The organism is Burkholderia sp. A2, assembly GCF_001729305.1.
GTDB lineage: Bacteria > Pseudomonadota > Gammaproteobacteria > Burkholderiales > Burkholderiaceae > Burkholderia > Burkholderia sola.
In genome coordinates, this window is sequence record NZ_LZXX01000117.1 from 5,200 (window position 1) to 6,212 (window position 1,013).

The window sequence follows — 1,013 nt, forward strand, 5'->3', positions numbered from 1 at the left end:
ATCGCGAGCCACTGGCCCGGTCGCGTGTCGGTGACGCGAATGCCCTTGTAGACCGTGACGCCCGCGCACAGGATCGGCGCGATCTCGTCGAACGCGACCTGCGCGGGCAACTGGCCGACGTAATCGGGATCGGCCAGCACGTATTCCGCATAGCTGCCGTTCACCGAATAGCCGGTGTTCTGCTGCCCATGGCACAGCGTTTCCCAACCCGTGCTGCAGTACTCGCAATGGCCGCAGGCCGTGTAGAGCCACGGCACGCCGACGCGATCGCCCTCGCGCACGTGCGTGACACCCGCGCCGACCGCCGCGACGATCCCGACGCCTTCGTGGCCCGGGATGAACGGCAGCGACGGCTTGACGGGCCAGTCGCCGTCGGCCGCGTGCAGATCGGTATGGCAGACGCCCGACGCCTTGATGTTGACGAGAATCTGGCCCGGCCCCGGTGCGGGGATCGGGACTTCCTCGATGCGCAACGGCTCGCCGAACGCGTGTACCACGGCCGCTTTCATGGTCTGGGTCATGCGTTGCTCCTGTCTGGTCGATGAGCGACCCAGTATCCGGTTTCGGCATCGGAGCACGTTGATACGCGTCAACGCATCGGAACGGATGCGACGGTCGGCAGGGCTTCGCCACGATCGGCGTCGGGCGACGCGAGAGCCCGAGCCGGCAGGTGCACGCTGCCCCGCCGCTCACGCGACCATTTCGCCGATCCGACGGAAAGCCGACGGAATCCCGCCATTCGGCTTGGAATTTGAAATGATATAACATATCATTTCGTGTGCTCGTCCGCCTGATGCCGTTTCAACCCGGGTGGCCGGGCCTCGCCGAGCCATGTTCCAACGGGTCATTGCTCGCCACAGACGCAACAATATATCGTATCCAGCCATGACCCGCATCGCTCGTTATCCGATCCGATTCCAACCGATTCACCGACCATGCGCGACCTTCCTCGCTTACCGCTTCGCCCGCTCTCGTCCCTGTCGTTGATCCTGTTCGCCGCCGCCGCCCACGCG

General features: G+C 65.1%; 1 protein-coding gene. It reads right to left on the reverse strand.

Translation table 11 applies throughout. The features are described from left to right. Nucleotides 1-521, reverse strand: a 521-nt coding sequence (locus A9Z05_RS38055) for an alcohol dehydrogenase catalytic domain-containing protein (RefSeq protein ID WP_256122101.1), incomplete at its 3' end; no start/stop codon positions are given. Nucleotides 522-1,013 lie beyond the last annotated feature (492 nt).